The 21,429-nt window shown below is 41.8% G+C and carries 19 protein-coding genes; 14 read left to right on the top strand and 5 right to left on the bottom strand.

All coding sequences use genetic code 11. The annotated features are described in order from the left end of the window. The first annotated feature begins 55 nt into the window (after nucleotides 1-55). Complete coding sequence (locus QR42_RS14780) at nucleotides 56-1,924, top strand: alpha/beta fold hydrolase (RefSeq protein WP_039181259.1); 1,869 nt, start codon at nucleotides 56-58, stop codon at nucleotides 1,922-1,924. Nucleotides 1,925-2,153: 229 nt separating this feature from the next. On the opposite strand, the gene QR42_RS14775 is transcribed toward QR42_RS14780, so the two are convergent. Continuing rightward, a complete protein-coding gene (locus QR42_RS14775) occupies nucleotides 2,154-2,804 on the bottom strand; it encodes an FMN-dependent NADH-azoreductase (protein ID WP_039181255.1) in 651 nt (216 codons plus the stop codon). 81 nt (nucleotides 2,805-2,885) lie between these two features. Between QR42_RS14775 and QR42_RS14770 the strand changes: the two genes are divergently transcribed. Then, entirely contained in the window at nucleotides 2,886-3,818 is a 933-nt protein-coding gene (locus QR42_RS14770; RefSeq protein WP_039181252.1) for a helix-turn-helix transcriptional regulator, read from the top strand. Nucleotides 3,819-3,901: 83 nt separating this feature from the next. Here the strand turns inward: QR42_RS14770 and QR42_RS14765 are convergent, their stop codons facing one another. Continuing rightward, entirely contained in the window at nucleotides 3,902-5,104 is a 1,203-nt protein-coding gene (locus QR42_RS14765) for a DUF418 domain-containing protein (RefSeq protein ID WP_039181249.1), read from the bottom strand. Nucleotides 5,105-5,354: 250 nt separating this feature from the next. On the opposite strand from QR42_RS14765, the gene QR42_RS14760 reads away from it, so the two are divergent. From QR42_RS14760 to QR42_RS14725, 8 genes are all read left to right on the top strand, one after another. Beyond that, nucleotides 5,355-6,050 carry a response regulator transcription factor gene (locus QR42_RS14760; protein ID WP_039181246.1) on the top strand — a complete coding sequence of 232 codons (696 nt, stop codon included), beginning with the start codon at nucleotides 5,355-5,357 and terminating at the stop codon, nucleotides 6,048-6,050. After that, nucleotides 6,037-7,344, top strand: coding sequence for a HAMP domain-containing sensor histidine kinase (locus tag QR42_RS14755; protein ID WP_039181243.1), 1,308 nt, complete (start codon nucleotides 6,037-6,039; stop codon nucleotides 7,342-7,344). The genes QR42_RS14760 and QR42_RS14755 overlap by 14 nt, the downstream gene beginning before the upstream one ends. 37 nt (nucleotides 7,345-7,381) lie before the next feature. Next, nucleotides 7,382-7,810, top strand: coding sequence for a phosphate-starvation-inducible protein PsiE (gene psiE, locus QR42_RS14750; RefSeq protein ID WP_039181241.1), 429 nt, complete (start codon nucleotides 7,382-7,384; stop codon nucleotides 7,808-7,810). 226 nt (nucleotides 7,811-8,036) lie between these two features. Next, nucleotides 8,037-8,945, top strand: a complete 909-nt coding sequence (locus tag QR42_RS14745; protein ID WP_235354774.1) for an alpha/beta hydrolase — start codon at nucleotides 8,037-8,039, stop codon at nucleotides 8,943-8,945. A 139-nt stretch (nucleotides 8,946-9,084) separates the two neighbouring features. After that, nucleotides 9,085-10,041 (top strand): ABC transporter substrate-binding protein, encoded by a 957-nt coding sequence (locus tag QR42_RS14740; protein WP_039181238.1) that lies wholly within the window; start codon nucleotides 9,085-9,087, stop codon nucleotides 10,039-10,041. A 73-nt stretch (nucleotides 10,042-10,114) separates the two neighbouring features. Further along, the gene (locus QR42_RS14735; protein WP_039181235.1) at nucleotides 10,115-11,131 is read left to right on the top strand and encodes a FecCD family ABC transporter permease; all 1,017 of its coding nucleotides are present in this window, start codon (nucleotides 10,115-10,117) and stop codon (nucleotides 11,129-11,131) included. Continuing rightward, the gene (locus QR42_RS14730; protein WP_039181233.1) at nucleotides 11,124-12,161 is read left to right on the top strand and encodes a FecCD family ABC transporter permease; all 1,038 of its coding nucleotides are present in this window, start codon (nucleotides 11,124-11,126) and stop codon (nucleotides 12,159-12,161) included. The genes QR42_RS14735 and QR42_RS14730 overlap by 8 nt, the downstream gene beginning before the upstream one ends. A 21-nt stretch (nucleotides 12,162-12,182) precedes the next feature. Further along, entirely contained in the window at nucleotides 12,183-12,926 is a 744-nt protein-coding gene (locus QR42_RS14725; RefSeq protein ID WP_039181230.1) for an IucA/IucC family C-terminal-domain containing protein, read from the top strand. 214 nt (nucleotides 12,927-13,140) lie between these two features. On the opposite strand, the gene QR42_RS14720 is transcribed toward QR42_RS14725, so the two are convergent. Continuing rightward, a complete protein-coding gene (locus QR42_RS14720) occupies nucleotides 13,141-14,019 on the bottom strand; it encodes an endonuclease I family protein (RefSeq protein WP_039181227.1) in 879 nt (292 codons plus the stop codon). 171 nt (nucleotides 14,020-14,190) lie between these two features. Here QR42_RS14720 and QR42_RS14715 point away from each other — a divergent pair, with 171 nt between their 5' ends. The 3 genes from QR42_RS14715 (at nucleotide 14,191) to QR42_RS14705 (ending at nucleotide 17,801) form a co-directional block, all read left to right on the top strand. Continuing rightward, nucleotides 14,191-15,426 carry a pyridoxal-phosphate-dependent aminotransferase family protein gene (locus QR42_RS14715; RefSeq protein ID WP_039181224.1) on the top strand — a complete coding sequence of 412 codons (1,236 nt, stop codon included), beginning with the start codon at nucleotides 14,191-14,193 and terminating at the stop codon, nucleotides 15,424-15,426. A gap of 155 nt (nucleotides 15,427-15,581) precedes the next feature. Then, nucleotides 15,582-16,781, top strand: coding sequence for a tetracycline resistance MFS efflux pump (locus QR42_RS14710; protein WP_039181221.1), 1,200 nt, complete (start codon nucleotides 15,582-15,584; stop codon nucleotides 16,779-16,781). A 291-nt stretch (nucleotides 16,782-17,072) separates the two neighbouring features. After that, on the top strand, nucleotides 17,073-17,801 hold the full coding sequence (locus QR42_RS14705; RefSeq protein ID WP_039181218.1) for an NPP1 family protein: 729 nt from the start codon (nucleotides 17,073-17,075) through the stop codon (nucleotides 17,799-17,801). A 64-nt stretch (nucleotides 17,802-17,865) separates the two neighbouring features. Here the strand turns inward: QR42_RS14705 and QR42_RS14700 are convergent, their stop codons facing one another. Then, entirely contained in the window at nucleotides 17,866-19,023 is a 1,158-nt protein-coding gene (locus QR42_RS14700) for an oxalate decarboxylase family bicupin (RefSeq protein ID WP_039181215.1), read from the bottom strand. A 64-nt stretch (nucleotides 19,024-19,087) separates the two neighbouring features. Further along, nucleotides 19,088-20,257 (bottom strand): PucR family transcriptional regulator, encoded by a 1,170-nt coding sequence (locus QR42_RS14695; protein WP_039181213.1) that lies wholly within the window; start codon nucleotides 20,255-20,257, stop codon nucleotides 19,088-19,090. Between the two features lie 304 nt (nucleotides 20,258-20,561). Between QR42_RS14695 and QR42_RS14690 the strand changes: the two genes are divergently transcribed. Further along, nucleotides 20,562-21,413: a DUF72 domain-containing protein gene (locus tag QR42_RS14690; protein WP_039181209.1), complete on the top strand. Its 852-nt coding sequence runs from the start codon at nucleotides 20,562-20,564 to the stop codon at nucleotides 21,411-21,413. The last annotated feature ends 16 nt before the right edge of the window (nucleotides 21,414-21,429 follow it).

Here is a 21,429-nt window from a genome sequence, read left to right as displayed (position 1 = left end):
AAGCATTTTTTTTACATCAAATTAGTACTAAATAGTACTAAAAAGGGGATTTTATATGAAAACAGTATTTTTAACAGGTGGAACAGGCTTTATTGGAAAGCAATTAGTTGAAGAATTAGCGAAAGAGGATGTGAACATTCTTCTTTTAGTGAGGTCGAAAAGTAAAGCAGCACGTATTTTTCAAGAAAGAGGCATTTTAAAAGAGTCAATGATGCACTTTGTTGAAGGTGATTTGACGAAAATAGATTTAGGTCTAAGTACTGAAGATAAGGAAAGGGTATTGAAAACGGATGTGATCATTCACGCAGGAGGCCCCATGGATATTCAAGCGACAAGTAATGAGGCAGCTTCCGTCTTTTTAAATGGCGCCAAATATATTGGTGAATTAGCTAAAAGTATTCATCAATCGAAGGGCTTGCAGCAATTTATCCATGTTGTCGGTTATATGAGTCCCTTTGATGATGAAAATAGCAAGATTGAAATTGATGTGTTTAAAGAAGGAAATAATCACCTGAAAATAAAAAATCCTTATGAGAGAACAAAATTTTTAGCAGATCTTTATATCCGTCAACAAGCATCAGCTGTAGGTTATCCACTGTCTGTCATTAATCCGCCAACTGTGGTCGGCAGTAGTAAAACAGGGAGTACAGAACAGATAGCAGGAATAGGTTTGCTTGTAACAAGTATGCGAAGAGGGCTCATGCCAGTGATTCCTGGAGGTAAAGGATACAGGCTGCCACTTATTTCAAACGATGAGTTTGCGAAGTTTATTGTGCAGGTTTTCAGGATGGAGCAGCCGGCTATTCAAACATATACACTTGTTGAAGACAAAGAGCATGATCAGAACATTGCTGAATTATTAAGTGTGATGTCGGAAAGTATGAATATGAGAGCACCAAAAATCTCTGTCCCAATGCCGTTTATGAAAGCAATGATGAAAAGTGGCGTAAGTAAAATAACAAACATTCCTTCTGATGGACTCAATTTTATGACAAAACGAACATTTTCAAATGCTTTAGTGAAAAAAATGATGGGGGGAGATTGGTTTAAGAAGACGAGTGTCATGAACTTTTTCCCTGCTGTAGTAGCTGATCTGGATTATCGCATGATGGATCAACATGGTGAGCATCATCATTTATTTGAGCGAACATTATGCGATAACAATACCCTTTACCAATTACAAGGAGAGGGAAAACCATTTATTTTATTACATGGTTTATTGAGTGATGGAGAGGATTTATTTCCTTTAGCACAAGAGCTTCATGAAAAAACGGGTCAGCCTGTATGGATCTTGGATCTTCCAGGTTTGGGGCGTTCGCCATTTAAACGAGAGAAACATCTTCTAGATATCTATTTGAATGTAGTGAAAAAGTTATTGGAGAAAACGGTTAATGGTGCACATCTAATTGGCCATTCATTCGGTGCGTTTATTCTATTGAAAGCATTGGGACAAGGGTACATAGATAAGAAGTGTTCAATCACTTTACTTCAGCCGCCTGTTGCTAAAAGAAATGCTAAATCGCTAAATGTTCCTCAATGGATGAACAAATGGACATTAAACTTGGCAACTCCTAATATGATAGAGCGTTATTTATTAAGTAATGGTTTGTTTGAAAAGACGGAGAGCATCCCTGAACGTTATATTGAAAAAATCAGAAACAGCTTTACTTCTCCTAGAATTTTAAATACGACAGTTCAGCTTAACAAGTTACTACTGAAACACGAACACAGTGATTTCAATGAAATAACAAAGGATAATCTTTATATGATTTGGGGGGAGTATGACAGAGGCTATTCTGCTCCATCGCATCTTGGTAAGGTTGATGTTGTTCCATATGGACACCATTTTCCGCTTAGCCATCCGAGTGAAACCGCAGCATTGGTTATAAAAAATAGTATACTAGCAGATGAGAGGGTGGGATAAATAAAAAGGTCTTGGGGTAGTTGTATTTTCTTAGCTTGCTGTTGATGTGGGCACACCTACAAAACACCCATAAACTTATGATGGCTTATTATTTTATATGATGCCTAACAAATATAAAACGTGGGGATCACGACCACAAGAGAACGTAAGCTTGAAATGGAAGGTTCAATCGGTTAATAAAAAAAGACCAAAAACGTGCTATCAAACGTTTTTGGTCTTTTTGTTTTGCTTACACCCCGCTAGGCTGGTAAAACGCATCAAAGGCTTTAGACAAATCGTCAGCTGCAGATGTCAAGATCGTATCTTCTTCTAAAATCGCTGTTCCTTGTGCTCGGACAATATGAAATTGTTGAAAGCCCATCAAGTTTTGAAATATTTCTTTTAGGTAATGATGTGAAAATTCCAGAGGTGTGTAACGATCGTTATTTGTGAAAATTGAGCCGCTTGCTTGAAGCAAAAGTACACGATAATCGTTAGTCATCAGACCAACAGAACCATTTTCTGTATATTTGAACGTTTCTCTCGCAATAAAGATATTATCTATATAATCTTTCATTCGTGAAGTCACATTGAAATTATGAACAGGTGACACGATCACAATTCGATGATGTGCTTTGAATTGAGCCAATAAAGCAGATGACGCAGCGGCGATTTTTTCTTCGGTAGCCGTTAATGTTTGTTCGGATGCTTGCTTATCCCAAATACCTAGCAGCTGTTCTTTTTCGATACGAGGAATTTCAGTTCCATATAAATGCAAAATGGTTGGTTCTTTATGAGGAAACCTTTCTTTAAACTGTTCTAAAAATAGTGTTTGCAGTTTGTTTGAATAACTTTCTCGATGAGTGAAATCTGGGTGCGCGTTAATAATTAATGTTTGCATGTACATGCTCCTTTTCTTTTGATAAGCTGAGTATAAACGATAAAGGTGACAAAAGAAGTCACCTTTTTAAGAGGGAAACAAATGAAAAAATCAGAACGATTAAACCAAGAACTTATTTTTTTAAGTGATAAACACTCTTTTCAGTTAAAGGATTTACAATCCGAATTTGGCATTTCTAAAAGGACGGCTTTAAGGGATATAGAAGAGTTAGAGTCAATGGGCTTAGCTTTTTACGTTGAAAATGGCAGACACGGAGGATATCGACTGGTGAATCAATCTCCATTGGTTCCTATATATTTCAATATAGAAGAAGTTCAAGCTATTTTTTTCGCTCTTAAAGCGCTAGACCTGGTGTCAGCAACACCATTTAAAAAATCCTACTCACAAATTCGGCAAAAGCTGTTTGCCACAATGTCTGAAGAGAGAAAGCAAATGATTACGGAGACTTTGGATGTGATTCATTACTATAATGTCGCACCAGTTAGTGAACAAAATCATTTGGAATTGATTTTACAGGCAATGATGGAAGATCAAATAGTGAAGATGACGTACACTCAATATGAAAATAAATGGATCAGTCTGCAATTTCTTGAGTTGTTTTATCGAAATGGCATTTGGTTTACTCAAGCATATGATGTTCAAAATAAAAAGTGGGGCATCTATAGATGTGACTTTATGAAAGACATGGTGATTGAAGAAGAAATCAGAGACACATTTACAAAGGAAGAATTAAAAGAACTGCAACTCGAATATGAAAAAACTTATCATGATATCTCATTTAAATGTCGATTAACGGAACAAGGAAAAGAAAAATTTTTGAAGCATCATTACCCAAATATGAGATTGGAGATCATTGATCAGATCCCTTATATTGTGGGTGGATACAACCAAGAAGAATTATCGTATATGACTCTTTATTTGATGTCATTTGGGAAACATGTGAAAATTGAATACCCAGATGAATTGAAAGAAAGTTATTTGAATCAATTACGAGAAGTGATTGACCAGTATTGAATCACAAAAAACTAATATACTACAGCAAAGGCGAACCACTAAAGTTCGCCTTTTCTCACTCTTTTTAACTACTATGATGTCAGTTACTTAGCCACATGCATTGTGCTTGTTTTCGATTTATCATCGACCTTCCCATACGTCAGCTGACGCCAAATAAACTCCATCGGACCATATTTAAACCGCTTTAACCATAGCGTACTGAAGAGCACTAGGAAGACATAAACCCCCAGTCCAATCATAAACGTGCCAGCTGGCTGAAGATGATTGGCAAGTCCGGCCCCGTATTTCAGAAATAGCATTGTGCCAATGATAGAGTGAAGCAAATAACAGGTCAGTGACATGCGTCCAACTTTGGTAAAGAACATCAAAGCACCTCGCAGCTGAGGAACGTGCAGAAACAGCATCGCAAGTGTACTCATATAAAACATACTGCCAGTGAATCCCCCGTTTTGTTCCAGAGCAGTGGCAATGTTCACCCAGAGTGTATTTTCAAAAGGATTGACCGCTAGAATGATCGTACTGCTTTGTGTGATGAGAAACGCGATTGTACAAATGACCCAAATGCGATTCCAAATCGCTTTTTTCGCCTTCATGTTTTTGAAAAACTTCATTTTCACAAAATACACACCAAGTAAAAACATGAAGAACATAGAATAGACGGTGGAAAAAGAACTGGAAGCCATTGTGACCATGTCTGTCCACCGATCACCAATAGATGCTAAATAAGTCAGACTGTTGTGGCTGGTCAGCTCGAAATCAGCAAAATCCGGCTTGCCTGATGCTGTGTTCATGGTATTGAACAGCATCGTGAAAATAGGTGTGAGCAATTGAATCACAAAGAGTGTGATCAGCCAGTATAGGATGGTTTTGGCTGTTCGTTTGTAAAAGAAAAGCAATAAAAAGCCAGCGACTGCATAATAGGCCAAAATGTCACCAATCCAAACAAAGGTCAAATGCAGAAGGCCAAATCCTAAGAGAATGGTTAATCTGCGGGCAAACAGCTTGTTCGGACTGTCTACCTTCTGAGCAGCTCGGTCCATAAAAATCATAAAACCAACCCCGAATAGAAAGGAAAACAGTGTAATGAATTTCCCCGAGGCAAACCAATTCACCACATTGTGAAAGACATCATTTGACTGCATGTCAAATCCCTTGGCCGAATCCACGATCAAAAAGTAATTGACTAGAATAATCCCCATTAAGGCGAATCCTCGTACGATGTCCAAGAAATGAACCCTTTCTCGCAGACTCATCGGTTGTCCGTGTGCTACTTTGTTTGCATTCATATCCATGCTCCTTTTCTTGTTATGATAAATGTGATTTGGATCGAACCATTGATCCTTACAATGAATCAATATATAGATCAATTCTTAACAAATTATGAAGAAGTGAATTTTTGGAAATGAATGTGTCCATTTGATGGCAGATTCTTAAATTCATAAACTGTTAAGGTTTATGCTGTATCTTTTCACATAGCTAGATGATATATAGTAAAGACATAAAAGAAAGAGCATCACATTTCATGAGGTGAGAGACATGACCCATCGAATATTAGTCGTAGAAGATGATCAGGATATTGGTGAACTTCTGCAGGAATCCCTTACACGTGCAGGATATGAGGTGCTAAGAGCGATGAATGGCGAGCAAGCATTGAAGCTTGTGGATGATTCGCTCGATTTGGTGATTTTAGATGTGATGATGCCAGGGCTCTCAGGCATCGAAACATGCCAGCACATAAGATCCTCATCTAACGTTCCGATTCTATTTCTGACAGCCAAGTCGAGTACATTCGATAAAACTGAAGGATTACTTGCCGGTGGGGATGATTATATGACAAAGCCCTTCTCAGAAGAGGAGCTTCATGCTAGAGTCATTGCACAATTACGCAGGTATACCGTCTATCAGGAAAAGAAGGAGCAGGAAGAGACTTTTCTTGTTGGGGGTAAGCTGAGGGTAAGTGAAGAATTTAATGAAGTATGGAAAGAAAACCAGCAAATTAAGCTGTCTGATCTAGAATATCGGATGTTAAAGCTGCTCATGAGCAGGCGAAACAAAATATTTTCTGCTCAAAATATTTATGAAAGCGTGTGGGGACAGCCCTATTTCTATTGTTCCAACAATACGGTGATGGTGCATATTCGAAAGCTTCGTGCCAAAATTGAAGATGATCCTGCGCGCCCTGTATATATCAAAACAGAATGGGGAAGAGGATATCGATTTGGCACAACGTAAATATACACTGACCAAAAAGCTGGCTCTGTTGATTTTGGCGGCTGCAATTGTGAGTGGTATTGTCTTTTTGACGCTGCAAAAGATCACCAATGATTTAATTGATGGATATTTGAGTTCTGACGAGTATTACGAGCAGGAGTCAGCCAAGTATATTCAAAAATTCAGCCGCTACGTGTCTGAGAATGAGCTGTCTTCAACGGATCGAAAAGCGTTTGGCGAGTGGGTGAAAAAAGAGAATTACATTAATTTGACCATTTTCAAGGATCAAGTGCTGCAATATGACTCTATTTATTCCGCTGCCGATGAATCGGCGTACGGAAAAGAAAGGATGACCCAGTACGCTGAACACCATTCGTATCCGGTTCAGTTTAGCGACGGTAATGGCCGCGTCATGGTGGATGGTTTCTATTCATCTCGTTACCACGATCTTGCCTTTACACTCGAGTTGCTCGGGGCGACGCTTATATTTCTCCTCATAGTTCTTCTTGGCATTCGCAAAAGTCTGCGCTACCTGCAAATGATTCATCAAGAGATTCATATTCTTGAAGGCGGAGAGCTGGACTATGAGATGACTGTAAAAGGGCATGATGAATTAGCGATGATTGCCAAAAGTATTGAGGATCTGCGAAAAGCCTTTTTGGACAAGCTTCAAGCCATTGATGAGCTGCAAGAAGAGAGCCGCAGCTTGGTCACCGAAATGTCCCATGATATGAGGACACCGCTGACGTCGTTGATGATGAATCTGGAGTTTGCGAAAAAAGAAGAGACTGGAGCGGATACCCGTAAAGATCAATATATAGCGAGTGCCTACGGGAAAGCACTGCAATTAAAAAATCTGTCTGACAATCTGTTTGCCTATTTTCTGTTGGATAAAGAACATGAATTTGAGCTTGAGACCGTTGCAGTCAAAGAGGTGATTTATGATCTCCTGTCAGATCAGGTGGCCATTCTGCATCAAGAGAACTTTAAGGTTCATCTTTTAGGAGAACTGCCTGACAGCTATATCAATGTGAATGTCGAGCTGCTTGGCCGAGTATTTGATAATGTGATGTCCAATTTACGGAAATACGCAGATCCCAAAAAGGATATCAATCTCACGTTTTTATCGAATCAAGAAATCTTTGAGATTCATGTCAGCAATGCGATAAAAGAGACAAAGGTCACGCCGGAAAGCAATGGACTTGGTGAACGAAGCATCAAACGAATGATGACCCGCATGCACGGGCAGTTTGAAAGGATAGAAAGGAACGATGTTTACTACATCGTGCTGCGATTTTGGAACATCAAAATGTAGAAAACCAATGAATATACTGGAATGGAGAGACAACTCAATGAAACGATTCAACAACTTCCAAAAGATACCTGATCTCTTACAAGGCCTTCTCAATATCTGTCTGTTCTTTTTGGCCATCGCTTTAAGTGTTCTCTTAATCAGTGAAACATGGTACATTGTCCAATTTGTTTATAAAACACTGTTCAACAAAGGAGAAAGCTATTATGGAATGCTTGGGGAACTGCTGATCTTCTTTATGTACTTTGAGTTTATTGCCTTAATTATTAAATACTTTAAATCCAACTTTCATTTTCCGCTTCGCTATTTTATTTATATAGGGATCACAGCAGTCATCCGTTTAATTATCATTGATCATGAAGAGGCGGTATCGACCTTCTGGTGGGCGCTGGCCATTCTTGCTATGACCTGTGCACTCTTTATCGCGAGCAAAAGAGATGCTGCTCAAGAGCATGAGGAAGTGAAGTAAGGAAAGAAGACGAACGATGGACGTTCGTTTTTTGTGCATTCATAAAGAGATGTACAGTATGATGAAAGGCGTTTGACAAAGCACCGACTTTATTGACATGTTCTTATGGTATGCTTTAGAAAAAGTAAGACCTTCCCTCTGCAGGATATGAATGAATAGGATGCAGGAAGGAGGATGACTAATTCGGCTTAGTCATTCTCATTTCTGGCTAAAGGAGCGAAATCAATTGACACACACCAAGACAGAACCATTCTCGTTTACAAGTATGCAGCAGGCAGCCTCTGTACATATTCCAGAAAGACAATTCATTTCATCACATGATGGTACAAGCCTTGCGTATTATCCATTTTTATCAGAAAAGAAGACGCAGGCCAATGTGATCTTGATTCATGGCGGTGGTGCTCATAGTTTGGCTGGTTATGAGCATATCGCTTACACACTGCAACATGATTTTCACGTAAATGTATTTTTACTTGATCTAAGAGGCCATGGCCATTCACAAGGAAAAAAAGGGGATACACCTAGTGTCACGGATGTATGGCAAGATATGTCGCAGGTTGTGGATGCCATTAAACAGGATCATAAAGGTGCCATCTACCTTTGTGGGCATTCTTCGGGAGCAGGCCTGCTGCTTAACTACTTGTCTTGGCCAAAAAAAAGAGAAGTGGACGGTTACTTTTTCATCGCACCTGAATTTGGCTATAAATCAGGTACTGCAAGGGCTGATCAAATTCCTTTTGCCACCGTTCAAGTATGGAAATTCATTCTGTCTGCGATGACAAAAGGGAGTCTGATGAGTCATTCTGAAGCCGTACGTTTTCATTATCCTGCATGGGCAGTTGAGCAGGATCCGCTTCTATTGACGGCTATCACCGTCAATCTATCTCTTGCCTTAACCCCATCTGCACCTAAGAAACAATTTGCGAAGATGGATCGGCCGTATGGCATGTTTGTAGGCAGCAAGGATGAGCTATATGACGTCGAGACATTTCTCGGCTATCATGAGCTGCCGAAGGAATCAATCAAAAAACAATCAGTCTATCAAGTGCTGGAAGGACATACCCATTTGTCGATTTTATTAGAAGCGGGGAAACAGATTGGCAGGACGATCCAAATGTGGAATCCTTCTATTTAGTATGAACAACTAGTCAATACTCTCCCATTTAATTAAAAATTTACATTGACACCATCCTTTTCTATGATAAAATCATAATGTGATAATGAGAATCGTTATCAAACGATATGACTACATATAGAATGGATAGGTGAGGTACATGTTCAAGAAATCTTTTTGGTCGCTATTAGTTGTGCTCTCCATCGTTTTACTTGCAGCTTGCGGCAGCAATAGCAGTGACGGCAAGTCAGGTAATAAAGAGAAAACAAGGACTGTTGAAAGCGCTATCGGTTCAACTGACAATATTAAGGATAAACCAAAGCGCATTGTGACGCTGTACCAAGGAGCAACGGATGCAGCAGTCGCTATGGGCATTAAACCAGTGGGTGTTGTTGAATCATGGCTTGAAGCACCTACGTATAAATATTTAAGAGACGACTTAAAGGATGTTAAAATTGTTGGGCAGGAAACACAGCCAAACTTAGAGGAAATTGAAAAGCTCAAGCCTGATTTGATCATTGCATCGAAAATCCGCCATGAGCAAATTTTTGATCAGCTGCAAGAAATCGCTCCAACTGTTGCAACAGAAACAGTGTTCACCTTTAAAGATACAGTGAAGTTGATGGGTGAAGCGTTAAATCAGGAAGACAAATCAAAAGAATTGCTGACGAAGTGGGATGACCGCGTCGCTGACTTCAAAGAAAAAGCGAAAAAAGACATCAAAAACTGGCCAATGAGTGTGTCTGTGGTGAACTTCCGTGCAGACCATGCTAGAATCTATCAAACTGGTTTCGCAGGGTCGATTTTAACAGAGTTAGGCTTTAAAGGACCTAAGAATGTCAAAGATAAAAAGCAAGACATTATTACACTGACAGACAAAGAGAGCATTCCGCAAATGGATGCAGATGTGATCTATTACTTCATGGATGATCAAGATAAGGCGGTTGAGAAAGCATATAAAGAGTGGACGAGTCATCCTTTATGGAAGCAGCTTGACGCAGTGAAAGCGAAACAAGTGCATAAAGTAGATGAAATCACTTGGAACATGGGCGGCGGTATTATCGCTGCAAACATGATGCTTGATGATATTTATGATCGTCTAGGAATTGATAAATAAGTCATAACAGAGGAGAAAATGTGAACATACCATTTTCTCCTTTTTTCCATAACAGATTGAAAGCGGGAATCAGATGAGAAGTTTATTAAAAAAGGATTCAAGCAAGGCACTGCTTTTTGCTGGATTCATTGTGTTGATGTTGGTCTTTTTTATGCTCAGTATTTCCCTTGGGCAAACCTCAATTTCCCTCAAAGCCACCATCCATGCTTTTCTTCAATTTGATGAATCGGATCCAAACAGTGTCATTGTCATGACATCCAGATTATCAAGAGCTTTAATCGCAACGGTCGTTGGATCTAGCCTGGCGATTTCAGGTGCACTCATGCAGGCATTGACGAGAAATCCGCTTGCGGCGCCAGATTTATTAGGAATTAATGCAGGTGGACTCTTTTTTATCGTGATTTCGATTGTCTTTTTTTCAACAGAGTCGTTAACAGGCTATATGTGGACAGCCTTTCTAGGCGCAGCGATTGCAGGGATGCTCGTTTTTCTATTGGGTTCCATTGGAAGAGATGGATTGACGCCGGTCAAAATTGTCCTTGCAGGAGCGGCGATATCTGCACTGTTTGCGTCTTTTACACAAGGTCTTTTAATCGTGAATGAGCAGTCGATTCAAAGTATTTTGTTCTGGATGGCGGGTTCAGTGTCTGGAAGAAGCATTGATATGTTAATCCCTGTGTTACCTTATATTCTCGGTGCGACGATTGTGGCGCTGCTTCTAGGACCTTCTATAAATGTTCTTTTGTCAGGAGATGATATTGCCAAAGGACTTGGCCAGCGTACACTGCTGCTGAAAATCACGATGGGTGTACTCGTCGTCTTTTTAGCAGGTGGTTCGGTCGCTGTTGCTGGTTCAATTGGTTTTGTTGGTTTTCTTGTGCCGCATATTGTGAAAAAGCTTGTCGGGCCTGACCATCGCTGGGTACTGCCGTATTGTGCCGTTGTGGGGGCGTCGCTTTTGCTTGCCGCGGATCTGGCGGCTCGTTTTCTGATCATGCCGCAGGAAGTGCCGATTGGTGTCATGACGGCGGTAGCAGGAGCGCCTCTATTTGTTTATCTCGTGCGCAAGGGGTTGAAGACAGGTGGCTAAAACATATACAGTGCGTTCTAAGGGCGGGCGCATTTCATTTCAATTTTCAAAGCGGACGTTTTTGATTTTACTTTTATTGACGGCCATTGCCTTTGGTTTATTTATTCTCAGTCTCAGTATGGGAAGCCGGTTCATTCAGCCGGTGGATGTGCTGCTTCATTTAATCGGTCAGGGAGAGGGAAATTCCTTTGTGTTAAATACGCTGAGGATTCCACGAACGCTGCTGGCTGTCTTAGTCGGAGCCTCGCTTGCGGTATCAGGGCTTATTTTGCAAGGATTGATTCGCAACCCGCTTGCATCGCCTGACATCATTGGGATTACGAGTGGTGCTTCGTTTGGTGCGATTATGTTCATCGTCTTTTGGATGGGCACTGTGCCCATTGCTTATCAATCCTTATGGGCGATTGCCGGTGCTTTTGCGGTATCGTGCCTGATCTATTTGCTGTCATGGAAAAAAGGGGTCAAACCGATCACACTTGTACTAATGGGAATAGGAATTTCTGCCATTATGAAGGCGTGTGTGACGTTTACGCTTGTTCTTAGTGATACGATGACAACGACTAAGTCATATATTTGGCTGACGGGCAGCTTATATGGTTCTACGATGAAAGACGTCACTGCGATGCTTCCTTGGGTGATGATTATTTTACCGATTGTCATGGTGTTAGCAAGAACGATGAATGTAAAAGAACTTGGCGATGATCTTGCAACAGGTCTCGGGGTAAAAGTGCAGGCGAAACGATTATTCTTTCTCCTGATGAGTGTGACATTGGCTGGTGTTGCAGTCGCATTTGCAGGCGGCATTGAATTTGTTGGACTCATGGCGCCGCACGTCGCAAGGATGATCATCGGACGTTCTTTCATAGCGCTTGTCCCAGCATCTGCGCTTGTTGGAAGTATTCTCGTGATGCTGGCAGACCTTGTGGCTAGAACCGCTTTTCTACCGTTAGATGTCCCAGCAGGTGTTTTTACGGCGGCAATTGGTGCACCATTCTTTATTTATTTGTTATATCAACAGCGAAATCGATAAACGAAAGATAGGGGTTTTGATATGAGGCCAGAGTGGGTTGAGAGAGAATTACTTGATTTCGGGGTACACATCACAAATGGACCAATGACATCTGATCGCACACTTGCTGCGCTTTTTTCAGAAGCAGCCGTCATACGTTTATTAGAAGCTGAAAAGGAAGCGATGCATGCACCCAATCTTGCGGTAGCAGCTTCTATGTTTTCAAAGCGGTATGCCTATTTAGCCGTCAGTTCCTCTCTTTATTTGATGACGCTGTATGACGGTGTCTATCAGTTTTCACCAGCAGCATGTGCATTTAGAGAGGATCGGAAAATTGAAATTGATGAGGCAGCGTGTTCGTTTGTTCCACTAGAAGGAGATCGGCATGAATGGAGAGAGAAGGTCGTACGTGCACTGTTTACGGAGTGTGTCACACCTCTTTTAGACGTGCTGAACCGCACATCAAAACTCTCTTCTCGTATTTTATGGGAAAATGTAGCGGTTCGAATCAACTCTCTTTATCGAAGCATGATGCGGGAAGCGGAAGAACCTGCGGTGAAGCAGCGTGTGCGGGAGGATTATCTGTATCTGAAGCAGGCGGCTGGGGATGTATTTGGAGCTCAGCAAAATCCATTTCAGCACAGTTTAAACCTAGACGACAGCTTACTTGAAACATCCAACCGGAAAACCTGCTGTATGTATTATAAGCTTGAGAAAAAATCAGAGAGTCTTGATTATTGTCTTGTTTGTCCTCTTGAACAAAAGAAAGGCACTGCTTGCTCGTAGCAGTGCCTCAGCGTGTAGGAAAACCCTCGCATTCTTTGTCAGGTCTGTGCTCCGATGCTCACGAATGTCAAATTCGCTCCGCTTCGGTGCTCGTCCTTCCTAGACTGCAAAGGTTTTCTATCACACTGAAAAGAAGACAAAGGGATAAAACCAAGATCATTTTATCCCTTTGTCAACAATATGTGGCACTGCTTGTTTATAGCAGTGCCTTTTTTTATTCCCAAATCTCACTTGCCCATTCAGGATGATCAATAAAAGGATTGCGGTTGTGCTGATACGTTTGATATATGATCTCATTGCGGTTCCGTTCGATTTGATCGACTGGGTCCTGCTTGTGCCATTTGAGAAGCACAGACATTTTGCCGTGAAGAGGCGAGCTTCCATTATTCACTTTGTCGTTTAATTCTAAATCTGGAAAGCGGTCATCACCCTCGTAGCGAACCGCCATATAAAAGAGCATTCTCGCAACATCTCCTTTGACCCGGCTGTGAGGTTCGAATGAGTCGCTATCGTAGAAATTGCCCGGCGCCCCTTTGTATTCATTACCGCCTGTATCAAAATCTAAATTTCCACGTGTGCTGTTCGTTTGCACATCTGTCGCACGAAGGTGGTGGAGATCTGTCCCAGGCCCCTGACTTGTCCCAAAATTGCCATGAGACTTTGCCCAGACATGCTCTCTGTTCCACTGGCCGACATTTCCACCATTCGCTTGCTTTGAGCGGGAGGCACCACTATAAAGCAGCAGCACATTGTTAGAGTTATTGGGGTCTTCATCTGTTTTCTTTAATGCATCCCAAACCTGGCTGTAGGATAGCTGCGTATGATCATCAATGATATCGTGTAAAGCCTTTTTAAGAGCGGGTCCTGATTTGCCAGCAGCAGATTGGTAATAGGAATCGATTTGACTTGTGGCGGCAGTTTGCGTTTGTTGTGCAGATGTTTCGTTTTGAAGCTGTAACGGGGAAAAGGTGATCGTTTGACTAGGTTCATTCAGATTGAAACCTTGAGCGTTTGCAGCTGGAGGCAGCGGGGCGGCGAATGTGCCGAATATCATGATTCCGGCGGCCACAGTTCCAAATAAAGTTCTTTTCATTCGATTTCCTCCTTGATAGGGAATGTATTCTCTTTATTTCTATCATATTGTCATGAAGAAATAAATGGATTTCTCGTAAATTTTATGTAATGAGTTCGTAGGAAAAGAGATTGCTATTTTAAGAGCATTCCTGTATAAGTGGGCTTATAAGGATGGACAGCAAGGGAGAGGATGGATAACGTGAAAGAACTGCAAACACCTTCGAGAACGATAATGACACCGGGGCCCGTAGAAGTAGATCCGAGAGTGCTCCGTGTGATGAGCACCCCTATTCTTGGTCAATTTGATCCAGCATTTACACACATAATGAACGAAACAATGACCTTATTGCGGTCACTTTTTCAAACAGAAAACAAATGGGCTTATCCAATTGACGGTACGTCCCGTTCAGGGCTTGAAGCTGTGCTCGCCAGTGTGATTGAGCCGGGAGATTCGATGCTTGTGCCTGTCTTTGGACGCTTCGGTCACCTGCTCATTGAAATAGGGCAGCGCTACGGTGCTGAGGTACATACTATGGAATGTGAATGGGGGACGGTTTTTGATCCTGCCGACATCATCCAAGAAATAAAGCAGGTCAAGCCTAAAATCGTTGCCATGGTTCATGGTGAAACATCCACCGGACGATTGCAGCCGCTCAAGCAAATCGGTGAAGCATGCCGGGTTCTTGATGCGCTGTTCATTGTAGACGCTGTGGCGACCATTGGCGGTGTCGAGGTAAAAGTGGACGAATGGGAAATTGATGCGGCGATTGGCGGCACGCAGAAATGTTTATCTGTTCCATCAGGCATGTCACCTATTACATATAATGACCGAGTCGCAGCTGTCATTGAATCGAGAAAGAAAGTAGAAAAAGGGATAGCGACACAGGATGAATTACAAAAACAGATCGATATTTCTCCAATCAAAAGCAATTATTTTGATTTAAGCCAGCTTCAGGATTATTGGAGCCCAAGACGATTAAATCATCATACAGAAGCGACAACGATGCTCTATGCACTGCGAGAAGGGGTTCGTCTTGTGCTGGAAGAAGGGCTGTCTGAACGTTTTCAAAGACACACGTATCATGAAAAAGCCTTGATGAAAGGTCTTGAAGCGATGGGGCTTGAATTGTTTGGTGATCCAGATTGTAAAATGCCGGTTGTGACCTGTGTTGTCATTCCAAAGGGTATTGACGGAGAAGCGGTCCGTGCCGACCTGCTTCATCATTTTGGAATTGAGATTGCAAGCTCCTTTGGACCGCTTGCCGGCCGTATATGGAGAATTGGGACAATGGGCTACAGCTGCCGAAAGGAAAATGTGCTGTTTGTGTTAGCGGGTCTGGAAGCGATCCTCATCAAACACGGAGCATCTATCCATTGCGGAGCAGGGCTTCAGGCGGCTCTTTCTATCTATGAACATGCTGAATAGATACATCATACTCGCCACTGGCGGGTATTTTTTATTTGGAAAAGAACGCTAATTTTTGAAAAACTAGACTTATAGATAAGGTTATCGCTATACTGGAGAAGTTCTCATCCTTTTTGTCATCATTTTCATTTATTTTGCAGAAAGAGGTTTTTTGTATGAAGAAGATGGGCAGATTATACATTTTGATGCTCAATATTTTTATTGCCATGCTTGGCTTTGGCCTCATTGTACCTGTTATGCCGAGTTACATCGAAGCCTTTGGCGCAACAGGAAAAACACTCGGTTTTCTTGTGGCTGCAACAGGCCTCACACAATTTGCGTTATCGCCGATCGCCGGCGCACTGACCGATCGATTTGGACGAAGAAAATTGATCATTGCCGGGATTGCTGGCTTTACGATTGCTCAGTTTATTTTTGCTTTTGCTGATCAGCTTTGGATGCTGTTTGTGTCTCGCTTTTTAGGCGGTGCTGCCGGGGCTTTGCTCATGCCGGCCATGTTTGCATACATCGCTGATATCACAAGTGAAAAGGACCGAGGGAAAGGAATGGGCCTATTCAGTGCAGCGATGACACTAGGTTTTGTCATTGGGCCGGGCGTAGGCGGCTATTTGGCTGAGTACGGGATCGCTTTTCCATTTCTCATTGCCGGTTCCTTTGCTGCCCTTTCTACTTTGTTATCCATCCTCTTCTTACCTGAAACATTAACAAAGGAAAAGCAGGAAGAGGCGCGGCTCAACAAGGACATTCATTTCAATCCTTTTGTACAAATGATCCAGGCTCTAAAGACATCGTACGGCTTTTTGTTTATATTGGCCTTTGTCCTCAATTTCGGGATCATTCACTTTGAATCGATTTTCGGCTTATATGTAGACCAAAAACACGGATTTTCACCGAAGGATATTGCGTTTGTGATTACGGTTGCGGGTCTTACAGGGGTGCTTGTCCAAGGTGCGTTAGTGAATGCCTGTGTGAAACGATTTGGGGAGATGAGAGTCGTCCGTTATGCGCTGTTAGGAGCGGCTTTCATGCTGATCGCCTGCCGATTTGCGCCGTCCTTTTGGTTCATTTTTACGGGTTCGATTTTATTTTTATCGGCTACGTCATTTGTCCGTCCAGCCCTCAATACATTGCTGTCCAAGATGGCAGGCAATCAGCAAGGGGTGGCAGGCGGTCTCAATACATCCTTTATGAGCCTTGCCAATATCGTCGGACCGAGTCTTGCTGGTATATTATTTGATGTGAATATTGAGTTTCCTTTTATGTTTGGAACACTGGTGCTTTGCGTCAGTTTCGCTGCATCCATCGTGTGGGGGAAAAAAGTGCAGCATACTCATGCAGCGCAAGGAAGATTGTAGTTGATCTACAATCTTTTTTTATTGAATGAAATACATTTAGAAAAAATTCCAATTAGAAATAGTATATGTTTTATATTTTATCTAAATGAATAGTATAGTTTATCAATATTTACACCTTTTACTGAGATGAAATCCATAGATTTAGGTCTTTAAGATCAATAAAAACTTGTTAATAAAATACTAAAATATACATTTTGTGTAAAAAGTGATTGATTGGTTTTTTCCGCAATGGTAACATCAATCTCGACAGCATGAGGTAACTGAGATAATCAAGAGAAAAGGGGATAGAAAATGAAGAAGTTTATGTTTGCCATTATATTTTTTATCGTCACCATGTTTAGTACAGCAGTGCCATCAGCAGTTCATGCGGCAGAAATTGATCATGACAAGGTAGTTGGTTTTAGAGAAGTCAATCCAACAACTGTTACACAAAAAGCAGCGAAAAAATTTCAGCCTTATTTGAAAGTATGGCATGGATGTGTACCATTCCCAGCTGTAGATGCTGCTGGAAACACAAGCAGAGGGTTAAAAACGAGCGGTTCACATAATGGTGGATGCAGCAGTAATATCGGTCAAGTATATTCACGTTCAGATTGGTACAATGGCAGCTGGGCAATTATGTATGCTTGGTATTTCCCAAAAGATAATCCTTCACCGGGCTTTGGTCATCGTCATGACTGGGAATCCATTGTCGTTTGGATTGACAACCCAGCTGTAGCGAGCCCGCGTGTTCAATCGATTGCTTACTCAGGTCATGGGCAATATAAGAAAGCAGCACCGAGTGCCGCAAGTATTTTAGGAACAAATCCTTTGGTTGGTTATGATAGCAATTGGCCATTGAACCACGAGCTGGATGTAAGCGGCAATGTGAGCGGTAAAGGGATGCAGCCTTTAATTGGCTGGGATGATCTAACGCCGGCAGCAAGACATGCATTGAATACAACAGACTTTGGTAGTGCCAACGTACCATTCAAGGACAGTAACTTTAAAAACAATTTAGCAAAAGCTTGGTATCGATAAGAGTTAACCATGATAAAAAACCGATCATCTAAAAAATGATCGGTTTTTTATCAATAAAATCGCATCATCTCTCATATTTCACGACAGGTGATTTTTCTTTATGAAGCGCACGAATCATTGCATCATCTACGTGTAAATGCTCTTTCACTAATTGAGGCGGGGTTAAGGCCATCCACTGATTCAACGAAATATCTGCAAACCGGTCACTTTTAAAAATTTCTAAAAACCAAAGGCTCGTTTGGCCGATATTTTGGATGTAATGCCCCATACCAAAAGGAACATATCCAACATCACCTGCTCTGTAATTAAAGGTGCGGGCAGTACCTCCTGCTCCAAAGACCGTCATTTTGGCCGTGCCGGTTAAATAGTATTGCCACTCATCATTATTAGGGTGCCAGTGCATTTCTCTCATGCCGCCAGGTTTTACTTCGACAAGTGCAGCGGCAATCGTTTTTGAAATCGGGAAATTCTGTGAGTCGACAATTCGGACGGTTCCGCCTGAGGTCGTTAGCGGCTTTTGACGAAGAAGCTGGTGCGTAAATGGCGGCTTAATGCTCCCGTATGGATCAGATACCATTTGGCTTTCTAAAGATGCCGGCGGTGAGCCTTGAAACATATAGCGCTGCTTATTCGGAATACGGTCAAACAATTTCTTAGGAACACCAAAATTGGCGGATAGAATCTCTTTTGGTGTATGGGCAAACCAGTCTGTGATCGTGAATGTATCAAATTCAGAAAAATCGCCATCATCAAATACAAGAAGGAACTCACATCCATCCTCAAGTCCTTGGATGGAGTGCGGGATACCAGGTGGAAAATACCACAAATCGCCTTCTTCTATATCAGCGATCATATTTCGCCCTTCTGCATCTACAGATGTGATGCGGGCTTTGCCTAAAATCATATACGCCCATTCCGCCTGTTTATGCCAATGAAGCTCACGAACACCTCCGCGTGTGAGCCGCATGTTGACACCTGCAATCGTTGTTGAAACAGGCAGCTCCCGCTTCGTAATTTCCCTCGACCAGCCGCCGTGATTCAAATGCATGTGTGTATCAGAAAATGAAAATTTTAAATTAGGGATTGTTCCGGCATCGGTTTTAGGGGGAACGAGCATATCTGGGTTCTCTATATCTCGAAGGACATCACGCGGGCCTAAGTCGGTAGCACCCGCGCCATCCTTTCGAATGGGCTGCGGGATGTGACGGAGCTCATCATCCATTTGTCATCCCTCCTCGAGACTCATTTTTCTCTTCCAAACTATATGAAGCTTCGGAAGAAAAAATTCAATCAGGATGGGATGTGAGAAATCTTTGAATACGGAAGGCTAAGCGCAGCCGCAATGTTGCGTCAGGATCTTTTAAGCTGATTCGAAGCAATTCTTCACACTTCTCAAGGCGATAAATGACCGTGTTGCGATGAATAGACAATCGTTTGGCTGTTTCTGAAATGTGGCAATGGGTTTCTAAATAGACAGACAAGGTGTGAAGAAGACTTTGATCGACTTGTGATGCTTCAGATAACGGGTGTAGGTGCAGCTGGTGAAACGTGATCATATCCTTTCTTGGAATAAGCCTTAGTAAATCTGGTACATCCTTCGCCTGATAAAATTGAATATAATCAGTTCGCGATGAGAGATGTCCGGTTTGAAGAGCCTCTAATGCTTCATTGTAGCCCTCAGACAGGTGGTGGATTAGGCAGGCGGTCAAACTCACTCCAAAAGAAATGGTGTGATTCAATTGCAGTTTAACAAGCTTCTGCAACTGTTTTAAAAAAGAGATGAGACTGCCGCTAACCTCCGGCCAACTGCCAGTCTCCTCCATCAATACAACACCCATATCACCTTTGACAAACAGAAAGGCAGGAAATGGGCAGGTTAGAAGTGCACTTTCGAGCAGATCAATCACATGATCTAAAACCATTTGCTGCTCCATAAAACATGTGGTATCACTACGCTGGTCAAGCTGACAGATCATACATAGATAGCGGCATTCGGCGCTTAATCCAAACGATTGAGCGAAATGTAAATGATCTTGCTGGGAAGACGATGCCCTCTCTATCCATCTGCGAAAACCCTCATTTCTAGCTCGCTTGGCCGTTTGCAGGGCGGCATATTGTCTCATACGAGCAATCGACATTTCGTTCACTGCTTTTGCAATCATCCCATGCAATGCTTTATTCTGCGGGTGAATGAAAGAAAGGATGACCAGGTAATCACATGTTTGTTCGTTTAAATCAATCGGGAAGATGGAAAAGGTTTGTTTAGCATGTATCATCGAAAAAGAATGAGTTGTCCTGCTTCGAAAAAAGGGGAGAATGTGCATCCATTCTGGGTTCGTCATCATGGAGTGCGAGGTATACAGTATACGTCCATACTGGTTTAACAAATAGACAGGCTTATGAATATTTCTGGCGATTTTTTGTAATATGTCAAACTGGTTATCGTCTATGTTCATATCCACTCAATCTCCTTTATTGGTGAAGATGAATAAAAAAATGGACAATTGCTGTCAACATCTCTGATATGCATTTTATGTTATCAGCTAAAATCATTTTAGATAGAAAGTTGTTAATTAATATGACAAACAAACAGAGCGTCAGGACAAAATCACATGCCGCCAGTCATCTTCATTCAGAATTACGAGCAAATATGATATGTTGTAGACAGAAGAATTTCTTTCAGAATTATGGGGATCACAAGGAACAAAGGCTTCGAATGAGGAAGCCGTCTATACATGAGAGTGGCAAGAGGTGAGAAACATGATTTATATCGGATTAACTGGCTGGGGAGATCATGACAGTCTTTATCCGCCGAAAATTGGCAGCGCGCAAAAGCTGTTTCACTACGCATCAACGTTTCCCATTGTGGAACTAGATGCCAGCTTTTATGCGGTTCAGCCTGAGCGTAATCATGAAAAGTGGATAAAGGATACTCCGGATGACTTTCAATTTGTTGTGAAAGCATACCAAGGAATGACTGGACATCAAAGGGGCGAGATTCCGTTTGCTTCGAAGGAAGAAATGTTTGACGCGTTTATTCTTTCATTGACTCCGCTTATTCGTGAAGGGAAACTAGCCATGGTCCTGTTTCAATTTCCCCCATGGTTTGATTGCAAAAAAGAGCACGTCTACTATTTAAGATGGTGTAAGGAGAAGATGGGCGATATTCCTTGTGCTCTCGAATTCCGAAACCGTACATGGTTTTCAGAGGAATTTTATGAGCAAACTTTATCCTTTATGGAAAAGGAAGGATGGATTCATTCCGTCTGTGATGAACCGCAAGTCGGAGAAGGCTCCATTCCGCCAGTCATACAAGCTACACACCGTGATAAAACATTGGTGCGATTTCACGGGAGGAATAAACAGGGCTGGCTTCACCCGGCAGACCATGAGAATTGGCGTGAAGTGAGATACTTATATTTATATAATGAAGCTGAATTAAAAGAGTGGAAAAAGAATCTCGACATCCTGCATCAGCAATCGAAAGATGTCTATGTCGTGTTTAATAATAACTCCGGCGGAGATGCAGCAGCAAATGGACAGCAGATGATTGATTTGCTGGATATCACGTATTCAAGCCTATCTCCGAAGCAGTTAGATTTATTTAGTTAACCGAGAGCTGACTGAA

This window comes from Bacillus sp. WP8 (assembly GCF_000800825.1).
Taxonomy (GTDB): Bacteria; Bacillota; Bacilli; order Bacillales; family Bacillaceae; genus Bacillus; species Bacillus safensis.
Note: the sequence above shows the minus strand (reverse complement) of the source record. Positions and strands in the feature narration are given on the sequence as shown.

What these genes read in the sequence shown, in the direction of transcription:
- QR42_RS14700 (WP_039181215.1), bottom strand. Translation starts at nt 19,023, where the DNA reads ATGGATGATGAGCTCCGTCACATCCCGCAGCCCATTCGAAAGGATGGC.
- QR42_RS14735 (WP_039181235.1), top strand. Translation starts at nt 10,115, where the DNA reads ATGAGAAGTTTATTAAAAAAGGATTCAAGCAAGGCACTGCTTTTTGCT.
- QR42_RS14780 (WP_039181259.1), top strand. Translation starts at nt 56, where the DNA reads ATGAAAACAGTATTTTTAACAGGTGGAACAGGCTTTATTGGAAAGCAA.
- QR42_RS14770 (WP_039181252.1), top strand. Translation starts at nt 2,886, where the DNA reads ATGAAAAAATCAGAACGATTAAACCAAGAACTTATTTTTTTAAGTGAT.
- QR42_RS14720 (WP_039181227.1), bottom strand. Translation starts at nt 14,019, where the DNA reads ATGAAAAGAACTTTATTTGGAACTGTGGCCGCCGGAATCATGATATTC.
- QR42_RS14705 (WP_039181218.1), top strand. Translation starts at nt 17,073, where the DNA reads ATGAAGAAGTTTATGTTTGCCATTATATTTTTTATCGTCACCATGTTT.
- QR42_RS14775 (WP_039181255.1), bottom strand. Translation starts at nt 2,804, where the DNA reads ATGCAAACATTAATTATTAACGCGCACCCAGATTTCACTCATCGAGAA.
- QR42_RS14765 (WP_039181249.1), bottom strand. Translation starts at nt 5,104, where the DNA reads ATGAATGCAAACAAAGTAGCACACGGACAACCGATGAGTCTGCGAGAA.
- QR42_RS14690 (WP_039181209.1), top strand. Translation starts at nt 20,562, where the DNA reads ATGATTTATATCGGATTAACTGGCTGGGGAGATCATGACAGTCTTTAT.
- QR42_RS14740 (WP_039181238.1), top strand. Translation starts at nt 9,085, where the DNA reads ATGTTCAAGAAATCTTTTTGGTCGCTATTAGTTGTGCTCTCCATCGTT.
- QR42_RS14710 (WP_039181221.1), top strand. Translation starts at nt 15,582, where the DNA reads ATGAAGAAGATGGGCAGATTATACATTTTGATGCTCAATATTTTTATT.
- QR42_RS14715 (WP_039181224.1), top strand. Translation starts at nt 14,191, where the DNA reads ATGGATAACGTGAAAGAACTGCAAACACCTTCGAGAACGATAATGACA.
- QR42_RS14760 (WP_039181246.1), top strand. Translation starts at nt 5,355, where the DNA reads ATGACCCATCGAATATTAGTCGTAGAAGATGATCAGGATATTGGTGAA.
- QR42_RS14725 (WP_039181230.1), top strand. Translation starts at nt 12,183, where the DNA reads ATGAGGCCAGAGTGGGTTGAGAGAGAATTACTTGATTTCGGGGTACAC.
- psiE (WP_039181241.1), top strand. Translation starts at nt 7,382, where the DNA reads ATGAAACGATTCAACAACTTCCAAAAGATACCTGATCTCTTACAAGGC.
- QR42_RS14695 (WP_039181213.1), bottom strand. Translation starts at nt 20,257, where the DNA reads ATGAACATAGACGATAACCAGTTTGACATATTACAAAAAATCGCCAGA.